We start from the raw sequence: 16,639 nt of genomic DNA, 5'->3' as shown, positions 1-16,639 counted from the left end.
CCGTAAGTCTACCATAATGATAGGGTAATACGAATATTGCTTTAGAATCGATTTACTTAAAATAAAGAAAACTTGATATAAAATAATGAATACACCAACGCACATCACATTGTCTAACCCACAGGTTAGTAATCAAACAACTGATTCAGGTAAGGCTGCGTTAGCAACACTGCCACCTGAAGTGCTGGCGGCAAAAAATATTCAGTTTTCTAAAGATTCAGTCACGCTTGATGTGTTTATGAATAAGCATTGGCAAACGATTCGCCTTGGGACAACTGAGACATTCACAAACGTTGAAAAAATAGCAAGCGCTAACATACAGTTAAGTGCAGATGGTAAAAGCCTAACCATCATCCCTAACAATACAACTTTAACAATTAAACAACCGGCTCAGTTGCAACGATTTTTAAATTTTATAAATACCCAAAGTGATATTCAAAACAGTCCACTATCACTTCAGGTGGTATTACAACCCACACCAAAGTTGGTCATTGAAAAATTTAATGCCAGTATTGCTATTAATAAACACGTTGCACAATTACTCGCAGATGAGCCTTTAATAAAGGGGATGATTGAAACGGATAGCAAAGGTACACGACTTAATATTATTAACCGTTTTACTGATATAGTGCACTCACAGCCAATAAACCAAGCCAAACTAACACAGTTGCTTGCCAGTAATTTAACCCCTGCTCAGCTTCATGCTATGCCTAAGTTTGCGGTATTAAGCCCAAACTCTTTTAAAGACTCATTAACTATTAACCTAAGTCATCGACAATTAAGTGAACTACCTACCATCCCGACTAAGGTAAACATTACTCACCAAGCAGATAAATTACTGATCAAAACCGCTTATCACACTATGACTGTGAGCCTTAAAAACTCATTTAGTAAACCGTTTAATGAGATGCTCTCTTTGCAACAGTCGCAAGGCCTAATTGATCCCTCGCCAAGTAAACAGCATCCGCTCAGCACGATAAACAGTCCCATACAATCATGGTTAAAAAGCAGTTTTGCTGATTTTAAAACACGTATTTTAGATGCGGTAAAGTACTTTGAAAGCAAGCCATTTACGACCTCGGTAAGCTCATCTCAAAAACCAGAATTTACAGGCAATGCTCAGCAAAAATGGCTCACCCCAATGCAAAAAATTGACATGACACAATTAAAAAACGTGTCAAATTTAGCGCCGCCCCTAATGCAATTTACCCAGCAAATAAAATCAAGCGTTTCTATGTGGCAACAACAACCGTTAGTAGCACACACTTTATCTCCTTTAGTAACTCCTTTTTCATTCCCACCAACTAACGCGGTTACATTTGGTCAGAGCTTACAGCCTTTAGAAAAACTCTTATTAGCGACGGTTATAAAACAAAGTCCAAGCACCTTAATAGAACAAAAAGATGCGACCAACCAAATAGTAAGCAGCCAACTTAATACCATTACAAGCAAACTGACGGATCAAGGAACCGATTTAAATCGTTTAGTTAATCAGGCTTTTAATCGCATGTTGTCAGATACTAATTTACACCCAACAACCATACAGCGCGAAATACTCAGCACCATAAAACCCACACAACTTCAAAGCGACATCTTACAAAGCTCGTTTAATAGAGGTGTTGAACAGCTTTCATTAAGCATTTTAGCCGCGCCTATCATTAACCAAAATCCAAGTGCGGTGAGTATTAATAATCAAACGGGTTTAGAAGCTTTACTGCAGGTTTTATTACCGACGTTTAAAGTGGGTAATAGCGCCAATAAATTGTTGGAACAATTACAGCAACCACAAGTACAAGCATTAGCAGGTGAATTAACCCAAATTAAAAACACCTTAAGCCAAGTACAAGCTCCCGTTTTGAGCCAGCAGCCTGACACAAACGCCTTAGTGCAATTTTTATTACCGATGAAGCTGCCTGCTGAAGCGGCGCAAACAGAAATAACTTTAGGGCAGTATAAAAAGCACAGTAGCGGTAAACTAGCGGATAAAAATGTCTGGTTTGTTAGGCTCAACTTTAATTATGCCGAACTGGGTAAGCTACAAATAATCGCAGAACTCATGGATAAAGCTTTAGATTGTCAGTTGTTAGCCTCAACCCAAGCGGTGAGCGCTTTAGCTCATCCACATCTTGATAATTTACGCTCAAAACTGGCAAAACAAGGCTTACAAGTGGGTGAGCTTAAACTAAAACGAGCGGATGACAACCATCAAGCATTTTACCAATCCCATGCCATTATTAATATTAAGGTTTAGTCATGACTGAGTCATCAAAAAGCAATTCAGCAATTGGACTACTCTACGAGGCGGGACATTCACCCATTGTAAGTGCTAAAGGGTTTGGTGAACTGGCGGATGAAATTATTGCCCTAGCCAAAGAAAAAGGAATTTTAATCCATCAAGATGAAGCACTTGCAAATACACTATCGAAACTAGACCTCGCAGAAGAGATCCCCAAAGAGTTGTACTTTGTTATTGCTGAGCTCATTGCGTTTTCATACGTGGTTAGAGGAAAGTTTCCGCCTGGTTGGCAAGACTTTCAGGGAAAGCTAAATATAAAAGCATAACGCAGTGTTATAAAAGCAAAAAAGGCGCTAAGCGCCTTTTTGTTTGTGTAATGAAAACAACAGTTCAGCCTCGGCGCGGGGTAATTCACATTCGCGAATAACCTCATCTAAATCAGCACCTAACTCAACCATTTTTACTGCACGAGAGTATATTTTAGCATCGGGGTCATCGTATTTTTGAGCTGCTTGTTGCTGTATCAGCTCTTGGTTTTGTTGTTCTACCTCAAGCACACGCTTACCAATACTCAGTAAACCGGTTCGCAACTCTGACACTTCGCTACGTAAAATATTAATCTGCTCTGATGAATCTTTAAACTGTTGTAATTGCGCGCCAAGCTCACTCGCATAGCGCTTTTTAAACATCACAATTAAAAGCAGCGAGAATAGTCCAAAAACTAAACCCGCAATAGCAATACCAAGTAATAACATAGTTTTATGTAGAGAAGCTTATATATCGCTTAACTCATCCCATTCGTCATCACTAAGTAGTTTATTTAAATCAACCAGAATAAGTAACTCATTGTCGCGGTTACATACACCTTGAATAAATTTAGCACTTTCCTCTGTACCTACATTTGGCGCACTGTCAATTTCAGAGCTACGTAGGTAAACAACCTCAGAAACGCTATCGGCTAGAATGCCAATCACTTGCTCTTCTGCTTCAATAATTAAAATACGTGAATTATCCGTCGCTTCAATATCAGGTAAACCAAAACGAGAGCGAGTATCAATAACGGTAACAACATTACCACGTAAGTTAATAATACCAATCACATACGAAGGTGCACCTGGTACAGGAGCAATCTCGGTGTAACGCAGTATTTCTTGCACTTGCATTACATTTACGCCATAAGTTTCATCTTCTAGCTTGAACGTAACCCACTGCAAAATCTCATCATTATTATCTGCATTTTTCTTAGCTGACAGTAATTTATCTTCACTCATGCTCTTACCTCGTAATGGTCATTACTTGTGACGGCTATCTAAGCCTTTCTCTAATAGTGCGTTTAAATTATTAACATCTATTAAAGCACACATTTTTTCTTTAATTACTCCAGCAAGCCATGGGCGCTTACTGTTATTTGTACGCCATTTTACATCTTCTTTACTCAATGTAATGTTATTTATTAGTTTTTCTGCTAATAAACCCCATTGGCTATCACCTAAAGTGATGAGATATTGATAATTTAAAGATGCCTCTAACTGCTCATCGTACTTTTCAGGCATAACCCAGCGAGCGGTATCAACAACATTGAGCTTTTCTTCTCGGTTTATCATAACCCCTTTAAACCACTTAGGCTTGCCAAATAAATGATTTACTTCTCCAAGCTCATGAATGCCACCTAAGGCTTTTAGCGGCACCGCTAAAGTAAGCCCTGCCACTTCAAAAAACAGCGCTTGAAACTCACCATCAAAGTAGTCAGCTTCACCACCTACAACCACCTCTTGCTCAGGCACGACGTGTTGCTCTTGGTGGGTGTCAATTTCTACATTCGATACTTGCTTATTAAGCTTTTCAACTTCAACAACAGGCTCAACTATTACTGGTTGTTCTTTTTGCTCTTCATACGTTACCTGCTCAAGCAGTTTAGCAACAGGCTCAAGGTCTTTTGTTGGTTCGTCATCAGATAATAACGCCCCTAAGTACTGAGTGACTACTTTTTCATTAGCAAATAATTGCTTACTCATTTATTAACCTTGTTTTATTAAATATTTAAGTAATGCTTTATAAGCATAGACTCCACGCGCATTTGGGCAAAAATCTACCGGTACTTTTTGCGCTAAACTTGCATCTCTAAATTTAGTATCAACAGGAATAACGCCTGGCCATACTTTTTCTTTATACGTTTCTTGTAATGTTTTATAGGCCTCAAGCGATGCTTTGGTTCGTTTATCATACATAGTTGGAATTATAGTATATTCATAGCTTTTCGCTTGAGAGGTTTGCATTAACTCCATAGTACGCATCATTCTATCGAGCCCTTTAAGCGCCAAGAACTCAGTTTGCACCGGCACTAACACTCTTTCACAGGCGGCAAGCGCATTGACCATCAGCACACCTAAAACAGGTGGGCAATCTAAAATTGCGTAATCGTAATACTCGCTAATTTTAGCCAGTGTTTTTTTTAAAATCAGGCCCATTCCCGTTTTATTACCCATGCTACGGTCAAGTGTCGCGATCGCCATAGTTGCAGGTAAAATATCAAGGTTTTCAATTGTTGAGGGGCATAATGCTTGCAATATTTCTTCGCTTTTCATACTCGAGCCTCGAGTAAAAATATCGTAAACACTGACCTCTAAATCTTCTGAATCAATACCAAAGTAATAGGTTAGTGAAGCATGAGGATCTGTATCAATCAATAACACGCGCTTGCCTTGAAGCGCAAGGATCCCTGCAAGGCTAACCGCTGTAGTGGTTTTGCCTACTCCCCCTTTTTGATTGGCTACTGTCCAAACTTTCACATTACATCCTAATTACTGTTCGTTGCGCGTTGTAACACGGATGCCACCATGCGGTAAACGGATTATTTTTATTGTATCGTCTTGGGCAGGTAGCTCAATTTCTGGCTGACTTTGCTCTGATACTGAAATTGATGATTTCGTTTGTTCATCAGAGGGCTCGGGTGCTAAACCATATTTAGAAAGTGCAATCACGACTTTACGGTTTTCAGCACGCCCAGCTTCGGTATCATTATCGGCAAAGGGCGAGTATTGACCATACCCCTCAATGGCCATACGCGCGGATTCAATGCCCAAACGCTCTAGCTCAACTAATATTGAGGTTGCACGCGCCACTGATAACTCCCAATTAGAACGAAATATTTCATTTCGTATGGTTTCGTTATCTGTATACCCGCGTACTCTTATATAGTTATCGACTGATGCAATGATTGCTTCAATTTTTTTTACAATCTCTTTGGCCTTGTTATGTGCAACAGCACTACCACTGGCAAACAACAATCCGGAATTGAGCTCAATAACCAACCAGTCTTGGCTTAGTTCTAAGCTAGCCTCGCCACTGCGTATCTCATCAATTAGCGACGATTGTAATTTAGCCAATAAACTATCCAGCGGCTTACCTAAGTGGCGTTGACTAATATTGCTATTGTCACTTTGACCATCGAGTAACATTGGGCCTTGCTCTAGCTCTTGAATACTTTCGCCATAGAGAATTTCAGCCTCAGGGGTAACCCTTTCAAGCAATAAAGCATCACCATTTACCCCGTTACCCTGCTTAGAATATTGTTTTGCAGACTTATCAAAAACATGCTCAAGAGAATCAGATAAAACCTTGATGTTGTCTTCTTTGTTTATCGCAATTGCATACAATACAACAAAAAATGCAAACATTATGGTCATATAATCCGCATAAGAAACTAACCAACGCTCAGTATGTTGGCTCTTTAATTGGTGATGACGTAAGCGACGGCGTAACATAGGCGCTAATGGGCCTGTAAAATTGGACGTTCAACGCGGTAGGCTTCAAGCTTTAGTTCAATATTAATAGGGCTCTCACCTTGGCTAATAGCAATTACACCTTCCGCTAACATTTCGTGATAAAGCATCTTTTGTTCAACCCGTTGCTTTAGCTTATTGGCCATAGGTAAAAATAATAAATTAGCCAAACCAACACCATATATAGTTGCAATGAACGCGGTGGCAATACCCGCTCCTAACTGCTCAGGATCGTTAATAAATGACATGGCTTGAATAAGCCCAAGTACCGCACCTAAAATACCAATAGTTGGGCTATACCCACCCATTGCTTCATATACCCGGCTAGCCTCAAGTAATCGTTCTCGCTCAAGTAATAAGTCAATCTCGAGGGTATCGCGTAGTTTTTGCTCTGAACAGCCATCAACTAATAAACTCAGTCCTTTGGCGGCATAGGGATCTGAATGCGCAAGTGCTTCGTTTTCTAATGCTAAATACCCTTCTTGACGGGCTTTATGCGACCAGCGTTTTACTTGCTCAATAGCATCTTCAATATCATGGTCGTCGGTAACAAAAACCCAATGAGTAATACCAAGCATTTTTTTAAATGTATTGGCTGATGTTTGTAGCATCACCGCACCTAATGTACCGCCTAATACAATAATTAGTGCAGGCCCATTAAACAGCGCAGATACCACACCTCCCTCTAAAGAATAACCGATTGCAATAGCACCTAATGCAACCAGTAATCCTAAAACAGAAAGCTTATCCACAGCCAGCCTCTCTTTTTAAACGTGCAGCCACATCATGAAGGCTAATGCTTTCGCTCGCTAAACCTGCACTGGCTATCGCCTGAGGCATACCATAGACAACACAGCTTTTTTCATCCTGAGCCCAAATTGTAGCGCCAGTTTGCTTAAGCATGCGAGCACCATCACGACCATCTGCACCCATGCCTGTCAAAATAATGGCAAGCACATCACCTTGATACGCTTTGGCCGCACTGGCAAAGGTAATATCAACACTTGGTTTATAGTTTACTCGTTCATTTTTATCTTCAAACACACGAAGGGTTCTATTAGAGCCACGTCCTTCTACCATCATTTGCTGGCCACCTGGCGCTAAATAAGCGCACCCAGGTTGTAATCTATCGCCTTGCTGCGCTTCTTTTACCTTAATCTTACACAAGCCATCTAAGCGAGTAGCAAAAGCCGGGGTAAATGCAGCAGGCATATGCTGTATGAGTAAAATAGGGTGTGGAAAATTAGCAGGTAATTGCGTCAAAATAGTTTGCAGTGCAACCGGCCCACCTGTGGATGTACCAATAGCAACTAACTGATACTGCTTACCACTGGCACGCGCTGAGGCACTGCTGCTAGTAGATGCAGGACTCGCATTATTAAAGCTACGATCAGGTTGAACTATCGGCTTTTTAGCAAGGTTAGAAAAGCGCTCAGAGCTGTTTGACGCTGGTTTACTAATACTTGGAGATGGGGCCGTTCTCGTAATTCTTCCAATACGCTGGCGGCCTATTTCCTTAACCTTATTTTGCAATAACTTAATTGCATCATCGTTATTGCGAGCAATATCTTCAAACTTTTTAGGTAAAAAGTCCATCGCCCCAGCATCAAGCGCATCCAAAGTGGCAGATGCCCCTGCTCGTGTTAACGATGAAAACATTAAAATAGGTGTTGGATTACTCGCCATGATCTCTTTCACAGCACTAATACCATCCAGCACCGGCATTTCAACATCCATGGTGATAACATCAGGACGTAACTGAGCTGTTTTTTCGACGGCCTCTCGGCCATTTACAGCAAAGCCTATTACCTCAATGCCGCTGTCTTGTTCAAGAATTTCACTCACTCTGCGGCGAAAAAAGCTTGAATCATCAACTACTAAAACTTTAACAGCCATTTCGCTCTCTTATTCAATGAATGGGTAGGCATAAAGTTTATACCTACTTTTTATTATCCAGCGTAATGCTTTAGCATACTCGGTACATCTAATATCAGTGCAATTCCACCATCAGAGGTAATAGTCGCACCCGCCATACCCGGCGTACCTTGCAATAATGCATCTAGAGGCTTGATCACCACTTCTTCTTGACCTATTAGTGAATCAACAACGAACCCTACTTTTTGAGTCCCTATTTGCACAATAACGACATGCCCTTGTGCTTTTCGCTGACCTCTATCAGCGCCTTTTATAAGCCAATGTTCAAGGTAGAATAATGGAATCGACTTTTTACGAACAATAATCGTTAGCTGGCCATCAACCACATTAGTTTTTGTTAAATCTAAGTGGAATATTTCACTTACACCCGCTAGCGGCAAGGCAAAGGTTTGCTCTCCCACCACCACCATTAAGGTAGGCAATATCGCAAGTGTTAGTGGAACTTTGATTTCTAAAGTAGTCCCTACGCCCATTTCTGATTTTATGTTAACCGAGCCATTGAGCTGAGTGATTTTTGTTTTAACCACATCCATACCAACACCACGGCCAGAAATATCTGAGATTTCTTCTTTGGTTGAAAACCCAGGTGCAAAAATAAGGTTATAAGCTTCAGTATCAGAAAGACGACTCGCTTGGTCGTGATCAAGCACCCCTTTACTAATCGCAATCTTTTTAAGCTTTTCAGCATCCATACCGGCACCATCATCTTGGATGGTAAGTAGAATATGATCACCCTGTTGCGAAGCTGATAAAGTCACCGTACCTGTTCTAGGTTTACCCGCTGCTTCACGAATATCGGGCATTTCAATACCATGGTCGACCGAGTTGCGAACCAAATGCACCAATGGATCGGCCAATGCTTCCACTAAATTTTTATCTAAATCGGTGTCTTCACCGACAAGTAATAAATTAATATCTTTTTTAAGTGTTCGTGCTAAGTCACGTACAACACGAGGAAAACGGCCAAATACTTTTTTAATCGGCTGCATTCGTGTTTGCATTACTGCACCTTGGATATCAGCAGTCACAACATCTAAGTTGGAAATAGCTTTACCCATAGCCTCGCTATCAGAGTTAGTCGCCAAACTTACTAAGCGATTTCGCACAAGTACTAACTCGCCCACCATGTTCATTATTTGGTCTAGGCGTTTGGTATCAACACGTACAGTTGTTTCTGCCGGTGGAGGCGCTGCTTTTTTGGGCGGCGCAGCTTTAGCTGCTTGTGCCGCAGGAGCCGGCTTAGCTGGCTCTGGTTTAGGCTGTGGCTTAGCTGCAGCAACTGGTTCTGGCTTTTTAGCTGCCACTGGTTCAGGTTTACTTACAGGAGCCGGTGTTTCTATCGACTTAGGTGCACCTTTACCATGAAGTTCATCAAGTAAGGCTTCAAACTCGTCGTCACTTATTTCATCATCGCCCGAGCTTTGCTCGTTACTTGGTGGAGCCACAGGAGCTGATGGTGTTTGTTGTGGTGTACTTGCGGTTGCTTGGCTCACTTCGCCAAAGCTGCCTACACCATGAAGTTCATCCAATAAGCTGTCAAATTCATCGTCAGTTATATCACCACTGACATCATTGCCACTTGATGATGATTGTTTTTCTTGTGGGGCTTGCCCTTTTCCATGAAGTTCATCAAGTAGGCTTTCGAATTCGTCTTCGGTTATTTCATCAATCTGAGAGTCTGAGCTACTGCTATCTGGGCCGCTAAATAATTCATCAAAAGCAAACGGGTCTTCTTCAGCATCGTTGCTCGGTTGCTCTGCAACTGGTTCAGGCTCTACCGATGGAGTTTCCACAGGAGCTATATCTTCAACCACAGAATCGCCGGCAAGCTCTTCTGCTGTCGGTGGCTGCCCAAGTTTGTGAAGTACTGCAAGTAATTCTGGATCAGCAGGCTCTGGCTGGTCACGATTTTTAATCGTGGCAAACATTTCATTAATGGTGTCCAGTGCTTGTAAAATCACATCCATTAATTCAGAGTTAACTGTTCTTACACCTTGGCGCAGTAAATCAAACACATTTTCAGCACCATGACATGCATCAACAAGCTCTGTCATAGCCAAAAAGCCAGCGCCACCCTTTACAGTGTGGAAACCGCGAAATATTGCGTTTAGTAGCTCAGTATCATCTGGGTTGTTTTCCAGTTCTACTAACTGTTCAGATAAAAGCTCAAGGATTTCTCCGGCCTCTACTAAAAAGTCTTGTAAAATATCTTCATCGACTTCAAAGCTCATGCAGTACTCTCCTATTAGAAGCCCAAACTTGATAATAGATCATCAACTTCATCTTGATCAGATACAACATCATTACGCGTTTCTTTATCAATAATAGGCCCTTCGGGACCTGCTAGTGTTTGTGCAACAATGGGATCTTCTATTTTTTCTGGTTGTTCAGTTGGTTCAACCTCACCACCTTGCGCTGCAAATGCAGTTAACAGGTGAATTAAACTTTCTTCAACTTCACGGACAAGTTCAATAACACGGCGAATAACCTGACCGGTTAAATCTTGATAGTCTTGAGCCATCAGCACATTAGTCATCAGCATTTGTAACTCATCGGTTTTGTGATGAGAACTGCTCATAAACTTATCAATACTATGGCAAAGTGATTTAAACTCACCAAGCTCTATTTCGCGGTTCATTAAACGATCCCACGTTGGCTTGATATCAGCTATTTCGTCAGCGATTTCTTGTGCTAATGGTAAGCTTGCTTCAACCGCATCCATTGTCTTATTGGCTGCGTTTTCTGTCATTTCCATGACATAGTTAAGGCGTTTTTTTGCGTCAGGGATGGCATCAGTGGTAATGTCTGTTAAACGCGTGTCTAACTCGAAACTTTTTAAAGCTTCGTGCAGTTGACGCGTCAACTTACCCACCTCAGCAAATAACTGTGATTGCTCTTGTGAAGCTGTTTCTAAAATTAACTGATTCGCTTTATCTTGCTCACCATTTTCTAAAAAAACAACTAACTGGCGAGCTTGTTCTAAAGTAATCTGAGGCGCAGCAGGTGCTGACATAAGCCTCTCCCTCTCATTAACCTAAGCGTTCGAACACTTTTTCTAATTTAGTTTTCAATGTACCTGCAGTGAATGGTTTAACAATATAACCATTAACACCTGCTTGGGCCGCAGCAATTATTTGTTCTTTTTTAGCTTCTGCTGTAACCATTAAAACAGGAATATGCTTTAATTTTTCATCAGCTCGAATTGCCCTTAAAAGATCAATACCTTGCATGCCTGGCATATTCCAATCTGTTACAACAAAATCAAACGCTTGATTTTGCAACATAGGCAAAGCAGTTGACCCGTCATCTGCTTCTTGAACATTGGTAAAACCTAAATCGCGCAACAGGTTTTTAATAATACGTCTCATTGTTGAGAAATCATCAACAACAAGAATTTTAATGTTTTTATCCAAAACATCCTCCAGTGAGGCCTGAACCTTTATTTACTTACTTCTAGTTTATCCAGTCATTGATTTTTGCTTTAAGCTTAATCATCGCCTGACCATGTATCTGACTTACACGCGATTCACTTACATCGAGTATATGCCCAATTTCTTTTAAATTCATCTCATCGTTATAGTACAAAGAAAGCACCATTGCATCTTTTTCCGGTAACGACTTTATTGCACTGAGTAAAGACTCATTAAACCGTTCATTTTTAACATTATTGAACGGTTTGTCTAGTGCTAAATCTTGGCCATGAGGTGTAATCACATCGTCATCTATACCAAGGTCTTCAATACCTAACACTTTGCTTACATTTACATCGTTTAAAATATGATGGTACTCATTTAGCGAAATTTCAAGTTTTTCAGCAACTTCACTATCTTTAGGTTCACGGTTTAAACTGTTCTCAAGCGCAACAATAGTTTCTGCAACCAAACGGCTTTTTCTGTGAACTGAACGTGGAACCCAATCGCCTCGGCGCATTTCGTCTATCATCGCACCACGAATACGAATACCGGCAAAGGTTTCAAAGCTTGCGCCTTTGCTTGCATCAAAGTTTTTTGAAGCTTCAATTAAACCAATCATACCCGATTGAATTAAATCATCTAGCTGCACACTGGCCGGTAAACGAGCAATTAAATGGCACGCCACTTTTTTGACTAATGAGGCATGCTTTTCAACAATCATATTTAAATTTTGTGTTGACTGATATCCCATAGCTCTATTCACCGGTATTGTCATTGTTAGTTACTAACTAGTTTCTCAATGAAAAACTCTAAATGACCCGAGGCTTGACTAGGTGTTGGCCACTTAGCAATTTTTGTAGCCAGTGTTTTAAAAGCAATTGCAGCAGGCGACCCAGGAAAAACCTCAACAATTACTTTTTGGCGGCGCGTTGATTTGCGCATATTTTCATCATATGGAACCGTTGCAACCAACTCCATTGATATATCTAAAAATCGGTCGGTAACCTTTGAAAGTTTTGCAAACAATTCCTGCCCTTCGCGTAAACTACGCACCATATTGGCAACAATTTTAAATTTATAAACGCCGTGCTCACGGCTAAGTACTTTAATTAAAGCATAAGCATCGGTAATTGATGTAGGCTCATCACATACCACCACAACCACATCTTGCGCTGCGCGAGAAAAACTCAGCACCATATCGGAAATACCCGCAGCGGTATCAACAATTAAAATATCAAAGTCGGTGTTAAGTTCACTAAATGCACGAATAAGTCCAGCGTGCTCTGAGGGTGATAACTCAACCATACTTTGCGAACCCGATGTTGCAGGCACTATTTTTATGCCTGCGGGACCTTCGACTAAAATATCATCAAGTTCACATTCGCCCGATAAAACATGAGATAAATTACGCTCAACGCGCAGTCCAAGCATCACATCACAATTCGCTAATCCTAAATCAGCATCTAGTACAAGCACACGTTTGCCTTGTTGGCCTAACGCGATTGCCGTGTTAAGGGATACGTTCGTTTTACCCACTCCACCTTTGCCGCCGGTGACAGCGATAACTTTTACGCCGTTATTATTATTCTTGCTCATTTTGCGAAGGCCGCTTGCTTGATCTAAAACTGTGTTAATCATACATCTCTACTGTGCTCGACGCCACTGATTGGTGTCGTGATTGTTGTGCTTTTATTCTTTTTAAATACAATTGCTCAGCTTTTTTTACTAGTTTTTCGGCATTTGCCACTCTAATATCTTCTGGTACTCGCTGACCGTTAGTAAGATACCCTATTGGGAGACGATTTTGAATCGCAATACTAATAATCTCACCTAAACTCAATGACTCATCAAGTTTAGTAAAAATACATCCGCTTAGCTGTACTTTTTTAAAGTGCCTTACTGTTTCTTGTAATACATTAATTTGCGCCGTCGCACTTAATACTAAATAACTACGTATATCAACACGCTGATTACGCATCAAGGTGTTTAACTGCTCGGTTAAGCGTAAATCACGTTGACTCATTCCTGCTGTATCAATTAAGACTAGACGTTTATTTCGTAAATGGTATAAAACTTCTGCTAATTCATTTGCATCTTTGACTTGTTTAACGCCACAGCCAATAATTCGACCATAGGTTGCTAGCTGCTCATACGCACCAATACGGTAGGTATCAGTAGTAATAAGTGCAACTTTATCAGCACCATATTTTTGCGCACCTAATGCAGCTAATTTTGCAACTGTGGTGGTTTTACCTACCCCTGTTGGGCCTACTAGTGCATAAACACCACCTTGGCGAAGAATTTCGTTGTTAGTGGTTTGCATTTGATCTTCAACCATATTCAATAAGGCTTTCCAACCTTGTTGGCGAGATACATCGTCGGGTACAAAGCATGCCATTTGCTCAGCAACCTCTTTATCTATCCCCATACCCACTAAACGGTCAATCATGCATGCACGGGTTGGATCGCGACGTGCCATATCTTGTTGCATTAAACCTGACACTTGATGTTCTAGTAATTGACGAATTGCGTTCATTTCTTCGCGCATAGTACTTATATCACTCGACTCGTTTTGCATCGTTTGCTGACGAGGTGCACTCGGTGAGTCTAAATCGTCAAAACCACTGTCTAAATCATCAAAACCCAAGCTATCAGCTTGAGTACGAGGACGTGCAGATGCGCTTGATTCACGCTCAAACATATTTTTAGGTCGAGATTGCACAGATTCTTGTTCTTGATAATGACCAGAGGTATCAATGCCTGATTGTGAAAACATTGACGCAAGCTCTGCTGAACGAGGACGGGGAGATTGACGTTCTAATAAAGCTTGTAAACTATCAGCTACCTTTGCTTGTGGCTTAGGTTGAGCACGTTGTGGCTCTGGTTTTACAAAATTATGTGAGCTCTGGGTATGTGCAAATGAAGCGCTTTCAGCTGGCTGGCTTTGAGGCTGCTCTGGCGCTTTTGCTGCGGCTTTGTCGTAATCAACAGCAGCAACAATTTCAACGCCATTAGCTAGTTTCTTATTTGACATAATAACCGCATCAACACCGAGCTCTTCTTTTACTTCTTTTAGTGCGGTGCGCATGTCTTTAGCAAAAAAACGTTTAATTTTCATAATTCAAACCCCTTTAAAATCTTATTGTTGGCCTACAGAGCTGACAATCTTGATCTGTCTTTCATCTGGTATCTCTTGATAAGACATCACTCGCAATCCTGGAATGGTGTATTTAACAAATCGAGATAGCACAGTGCGTAACATTCCTGACGTTAGCAATATTGAAGGTTCACCGGCCATTTCTTGATTTTGATGCGCTTCATTCAATGATGTTTGAAGTCTATCAGCAAGTCCTGGTTCTATTCCGGCACCTTCATCACCTGCATTTTGAAGTGACTGATGCAACATCTGTTCCAACTCAGGCGCCAAGGTTATGACAGGGATTTCAGAAGACATACCAACAGCATCTTGAACGATTAATCTACGCAACGATATTCTCACTGCAGCCGTTAATACATCAGGGTCTTGGCTACGAGGGCCATACTCAACAAGGGTTTGAACAATTGAGCGCATATCTCGTATTGCTACCCCTTCATTTAATAAGTTTTGTAGTACTTTAACGATGGTGGTCAGCGGTAATACCTCAGGTACTAGCCCTTCAACTAAGCGAGGGTGACTTTTACCTAACATGTCTAATAAGTTTTGTACTTCTTCGTGGCCAAGCAATAATGCGGCGCTATTGGTGAGTAACTGGCTAATATGAGTGGCCACAACGGTTGCTGAATCAACTACGGTATAACCTAAAGATTGCGCTTCATCTTTTTGATCGGGTTTTATCCATACCGCATCTAAACCAAATGCAGGGTCTGTAGTTTCAATGCCTTTTAGCGGGCCAAACACTTGGCCTGGGTTAATTGCTAATTCATCGCCGTGTTTAAGCTCTCCCTCACCACTTGATACACCCATCATAGTGATGCGATACGCATTTGGATCAAGTTCAAGGTTGTCGCGAATATGTACAGGCGGTACTAAAAAGCCCAGCTCTTGAGATAGTTTTTTACGCACCCCTTTAATGCGGTTTAACAGCTCACCACCTTGTGATTGGTCAACCAAAGGAATTAATCGATAACCTACTTCTAAGCCAATAACATCAACTTGCTGTACATCATCCCAACCCAGTTCTTTTTGTTCTTGTTTAGCCGCAATCCCGGTACCTGAGGCTGCATTTTCAGCTTCTTCGGCCTCAGCAGCCGCCAATTTAAGTTTGTTTTGCTGGGTGTAGTATGCAAGGTAACCTAAAAGCGCCCCTAAGCTTAAAAATGCAATATGCGGCATACCTGGGACTAAACCCATAGTAATGAGGATACCAGAGGCAATAAATAATGATTTTTCGTTTCCTAGCTGCTGCTTAAACTGATCGCCCATATTGTGCGACTCATTTTGACGCGTTACAACAATCGCAGTACCAATTGAAAGTAGTAATGAAGGTAATTGCGCGACTAAGCCATCACCAATGGTCAATAGTGTGTACACTTCCATAGCGCGTGAAAAGCTCAAGTCATGCTGGATCATGCCAACAAATAAACCACCTACAATATTGATCACTAAAATGACGATACCCGCGATAGCATCGCCTTTTACAAATTTACTGGCACCATCCATAGAACCATAAAAGTCGGCTTCACGGGTTACTTCATCACGACGCTCTCTGGCTTGCTCTGCACTAATAAAGCCAGCATTCATATCTGCATCAATCGCCATTTGCTTACCCGGCATGGCATCAAGGGTAAAGCGTGCTGACACTTCAGAAATACGCCCTGCACCTTTGGTAATTACCACAAAGTTTATGATAATTAGAATCAGAAACACCACTAAACCCACGGCGTAGTTACCACCAATCACCACCGAGCCAAATGCTTCAATTACCTTACCAGCGGCATCACCACCATTATGACCCTCAAGAAGTACCACCCGAGTACTGGCTACGTTAAGTGCTAAACGCATGATCGTAGCGATTAACAACACCGCTGGAAACATGCCAAACTCAAGCGGCTTCATGGTATATACGGTGACCAGTAATACAACTAATGCGAGCGCGATATTAAACGAAAATAATATATCAAGCAGAAATGGGGGCAGTGGTAATATAACCATGCCAAGCGCAGCTAAGACTAAAAGCGGTGTACCAACGCCTTTTGCATATTCTTTTTTATCTTTATTAAGTTGTTGTAATACCGCTTTAAATTCCATAACTCTACAATTTCAAAAAATTGAC

The 16,639-nt window shown here is 41.2% G+C and carries 16 protein-coding genes; 2 read left to right on the top strand and 14 right to left on the bottom strand.

The genetic code is table 11. From position 1 onward, the window contains the following. Positions 1-85 precede the first annotated feature (85 nt). Positions 86-2,251 carry a flagellar hook-length control protein FliK gene (fliK, locus tag PUND_RS06230; RefSeq protein WP_010387941.1) on the top strand — a complete coding sequence of 722 codons (2,166 nt, stop codon included), beginning with the start codon at positions 86-88 and terminating at the stop codon, positions 2,249-2,251. Positions 2,252-2,253: 2 nt separating this feature from the next. Further along, complete coding sequence (locus tag PUND_RS06225) at positions 2,254-2,562, top strand: EscU/YscU/HrcU family type III secretion system export apparatus switch protein (RefSeq protein WP_010387940.1); 309 nt, start codon at positions 2,254-2,256, stop codon at positions 2,560-2,562. A 27-nt stretch (positions 2,563-2,589) separates the two neighbouring features. Here PUND_RS06225 and PUND_RS06220 read toward each other — a convergent pair whose 3' ends face one another. The 14 genes from PUND_RS06220 to flhA are packed head-to-tail and all read right to left on the bottom strand — an operon-like array spanning position 2,590 to position 16,614. Further along, the gene (locus PUND_RS06220) at positions 2,590-2,991 is read right to left on the bottom strand and encodes a DUF2802 domain-containing protein (protein WP_008112228.1); all 402 of its coding nucleotides are present in this window, start codon (positions 2,989-2,991) and stop codon (positions 2,590-2,592) included. A gap of 18 nt (positions 2,992-3,009) precedes the next feature. Next, positions 3,010-3,507, bottom strand: a complete 498-nt coding sequence (locus PUND_RS06215; RefSeq protein WP_008112225.1) for a chemotaxis protein CheW — start codon at positions 3,505-3,507, stop codon at positions 3,010-3,012. 21 nt (positions 3,508-3,528) lie between these two features. Beyond that, positions 3,529-4,251 (bottom strand): chemotaxis protein CheW, encoded by a 723-nt coding sequence (locus PUND_RS06210; protein ID WP_008112224.1) that lies wholly within the window; start codon positions 4,249-4,251, stop codon positions 3,529-3,531. Positions 4,252-4,254: 3 nt separating this feature from the next. Next, positions 4,255-5,025, bottom strand: coding sequence for a ParA family protein (locus PUND_RS06205; protein WP_008112222.1), 771 nt, complete (start codon positions 5,023-5,025; stop codon positions 4,255-4,257). Between the two features lie 12 nt (positions 5,026-5,037). Then, positions 5,038-6,000: a flagellar motor protein MotB gene (locus tag PUND_RS06200; protein WP_010387938.1), complete on the bottom strand. Its 963-nt coding sequence runs from the start codon at positions 5,998-6,000 to the stop codon at positions 5,038-5,040. Between the two features lie 5 nt (positions 6,001-6,005). Further along, positions 6,006-6,770, bottom strand: a complete 765-nt coding sequence (locus PUND_RS06195; protein WP_010387936.1) for a flagellar motor protein — start codon at positions 6,768-6,770, stop codon at positions 6,006-6,008. Continuing rightward, on the bottom strand, positions 6,763-7,914 hold the full coding sequence (locus PUND_RS06190; RefSeq protein WP_010387935.1) for a protein-glutamate methylesterase/protein-glutamine glutaminase: 1,152 nt from the start codon (positions 7,912-7,914) through the stop codon (positions 6,763-6,765). The genes PUND_RS06195 and PUND_RS06190 overlap by 8 nt, the downstream gene beginning before the upstream one ends. A 53-nt stretch (positions 7,915-7,967) precedes the next feature. Then, the gene (locus PUND_RS06185) at positions 7,968-10,184 is read right to left on the bottom strand and encodes a chemotaxis protein CheA (RefSeq protein WP_010387934.1); all 2,217 of its coding nucleotides are present in this window, start codon (positions 10,182-10,184) and stop codon (positions 7,968-7,970) included. Positions 10,185-10,198: 14 nt separating this feature from the next. Continuing rightward, positions 10,199-10,966 (bottom strand): protein phosphatase CheZ, encoded by a 768-nt coding sequence (locus tag PUND_RS06180; protein WP_010387932.1) that lies wholly within the window; start codon positions 10,964-10,966, stop codon positions 10,199-10,201. Positions 10,967-10,982: 16 nt separating this feature from the next. After that, the gene (gene cheY, locus PUND_RS06175) at positions 10,983-11,366 is read right to left on the bottom strand and encodes a chemotaxis response regulator CheY (protein ID WP_008112210.1); all 384 of its coding nucleotides are present in this window, start codon (positions 11,364-11,366) and stop codon (positions 10,983-10,985) included. A 40-nt stretch (positions 11,367-11,406) separates the two neighbouring features. Further along, a complete protein-coding gene (locus PUND_RS06170) occupies positions 11,407-12,117 on the bottom strand; it encodes an RNA polymerase sigma factor FliA (protein ID WP_008112209.1) in 711 nt (236 codons plus the stop codon). Positions 12,118-12,143: 26 nt separating this feature from the next. Then, positions 12,144-13,004, bottom strand: coding sequence for a MinD/ParA family ATP-binding protein (locus PUND_RS06165; protein WP_010387928.1), 861 nt, complete (start codon positions 13,002-13,004; stop codon positions 12,144-12,146). Next, a complete protein-coding gene (gene flhF / locus PUND_RS06160) occupies positions 12,997-14,484 on the bottom strand; it encodes a flagellar biosynthesis GTPase FlhF (protein WP_010387926.1) in 1,488 nt (495 codons plus the stop codon). The genes PUND_RS06165 and flhF overlap by 8 nt, the downstream gene beginning before the upstream one ends. Positions 14,485-14,505: 21 nt before the next feature. Then, positions 14,506-16,614 (bottom strand): flagellar biosynthesis protein FlhA, encoded by a 2,109-nt coding sequence (flhA, locus tag PUND_RS06155; RefSeq protein WP_010387925.1) that lies wholly within the window; start codon positions 16,612-16,614, stop codon positions 14,506-14,508. Positions 16,615-16,639 lie beyond the last annotated feature (25 nt).

It is taken from the genome of Pseudoalteromonas undina, from assembly GCF_000238275.3.
GTDB classification, from domain to species: domain Bacteria; phylum Pseudomonadota; class Gammaproteobacteria; order Enterobacterales; family Alteromonadaceae; genus Pseudoalteromonas; species Pseudoalteromonas undina.
The sequence above is the reverse complement of the archived record's forward strand: the minus strand, read 5'-3'. Positions and strand labels throughout refer to the sequence as shown.